This window comes from Salinivirga sp., from assembly GCF_035268865.1.
Classification (GTDB): domain Bacteria; phylum Bacteroidota; class Bacteroidia; order Bacteroidales; family Salinivirgaceae; genus Salinivirga.
In genome coordinates, this window is the sequence record NZ_DATFKB010000030.1 from 1 (window position 1) to 2,333 (window position 2,333).

The following is a 2,333-nucleotide window of genomic DNA, read 5'->3' on the forward strand; positions in this document are numbered from 1 at the left end:
CTTTTTGGGCAGGCGAAACTCAGGAATTCCATATTCCAACACACCTCCAGCTTTTTGCAATGCCTCAAAAACGGTAACGCGATAACCCATTTTGGCTAAATCGCCGGCACACGTTAGACCTGCAGGGCCGGAACCAACAACAGCAACTTTTGAAGCACCAGGCTCCACTTCTTTTACTATTGGTTGCACATTAGACAATGCCCAATCAGCCACAAAACGCTCAAGTTTTCCAATAGCAACAGGTTCTCCTTTTATTCCTAAAACACACTCACCTTTGCATTGCGTTTCCTGGGGGCAAACCCGCCCGCAGACGGCAGGCAAACTGGTACTCAAACTTAATACCTCATAAGCTTTTTGGAAATTTCCATTGGCAACTTCGGCAATAAACCCGGGAATATCAATATGAACCGGACAACTACCTACGCAACGTGGTTTTTTACACTGCAAACACCTTTCAGCCTCTCTCATGGCCTCCTGCGCATTATAGCCATAACAAACTTCATTAAAATTTTTAATGCGTATAGAAGCCGGTTGCTCCCGAACAGGAATGCGAGTATTCCTTACTTTGTGTTTTTCGTTGACTGCTTTTTCGAGATTACAGTAATGATCGTGCTTATGTGGTTTCTTATTTTGTTGTCGGGTTAGCGCCTCATTAAAATCAACCTTATGCGCATCAAACTCGGGGCCATCGACACAAGTAAAGCGGGTTTTGCCGTCAATAGTTACGCGGCAGGCTCCGCACATGCCTGTACCATCAATCATTAATGAATTAAGCGATGCCACGCAAGGCAAATTGTACTTCCGTGTGGTTTGCTCTACAAATTTCATCATAATAAGCGGACCTATTGTGATGACATGGTCAAAATGTAATTTCTCGCGCTCGACTAAATCTGATAGTAGCTCGGTAACATTGCCATGAAAACCCCGACTACCATCGTCGGTGCATAGATGCAAAGCTGTTCCGGTTTGACGAAATGCTTCTTCCAGAATAATAAAATCAGCGTTGCGCGCTCCGACAATGGTTGTGGTTTGAATACCATTTTGCTGAAAATATTTCACCTGAGCATAAATGGGAGCAGCACCAATTCCACCGGCTACGAAAAGCAAATGTTGATTCTGAAGATCCGGGAGTGGCATCTCAACAAATTCAGATGGGTTACCCAGTGGACCAACAACATCGGCAAAACATTCGCCAACTTCATGTTGAACAATTTTACGTGTAGAAAACCCAATGGCCTGTACAACAAGATCAACGGTTCCCTCATCGCTTGAGTAGTCACTAATTGTAAGCGGAATACGCTCAGCATGAACATCATTTATTACAATTAAAAACTGTCCTGGCTGCGCAGCCCGGGCAATTACCGGAGCGTATACTTTTAGAAAAAAAATATCCTGGGCAAGTTCTCTATTTTGTAAAATCTCGAATCTTTCCATATCATTGAATTATAAATCACATGCTTTAAGTAAAAAGCTAAAACAAGGCTAATATTTTATTGCTATTTCCTTAGGGATAAGTAAAACAGGAGACTGTAATTATTCTTTTTGGGCAAAAGTTAGTATTATGAGTTTTGTAGTTACAGCCCCCTGCTTGTGTACATTATGCTAATATTTCAGTTCCATAATAAACTGCTGTAAATAGCTTTTTAAAGTCTTCTACTTTTGTTTCTTTTGGATTTGAACCGGTACAAGCATCTGCTGCTGCATTTTCAGATATGCGGTCAAGATTTTCGTTAAATTCCTTCTCATCGATTCCATATTCTTTAAGCGATTCAGGAATTCCCATTGCTTTGTTCAAATCACGGATCAATTGAATATATGCATCGCACAATTCCTTGTCGGTTGAACCTTCAAGACCAATATAGCGGGCTATTTCAGCATATTTCGATTCGGCTACTTCACGATTCCACTCAATTACAGTTGGTAAATAAATGGCATTGGCGCATCCGTGTGGAATGTGATAAATTGCACCCGTTTTATGTGCCATACTGTGGCAAATACCCAATAAAGCATTACTAAAAGCCATACCTGCCAAACATTGGGCAATATGTAATGCATCGCGCGCACCGGAATCACCATTATAAGAAGCAAGCATGTTTTCTTTGATCATTTTAATGGCTTTCAGAGCCAAAGGATCGCTGAAATCAGAAGCTAAAGCAGCTGTTATTGCCTCTGTGGCATGAGTTAGCGCATCCATACCTGTGTGTGCAGTGAGGTTTCGAGGCATTTTGTATGCAATCTCAGGATCAAGAATAGCCAAATCAGGTGTAATTTCGAAATCGGCCAGTGGGTATTTGATACCTACTTTGTAATCAGTAATTACTGAAAAAGCGGTA

1 protein-coding gene and 1 pseudogene are annotated in these 2,333 nt (G+C 41.5%); both read right to left on the reverse strand.

The genetic code is table 11. The features are described from left to right. Nucleotides 1-1,434: sulfide/dihydroorotate dehydrogenase-like FAD/NAD-binding protein (locus tag VJ937_RS02030; protein WP_324065252.1), on the reverse strand; the 1,434-nt coding region annotated here is incomplete at its 3' end. A 163-nt stretch (nt 1,435-1,597) separates the two neighbouring features. Continuing rightward, nucleotides 1,598-2,333 (reverse strand): annotated as a pseudogene (locus tag VJ937_RS02035) (iron-containing alcohol dehydrogenase); the annotation flags it as partial.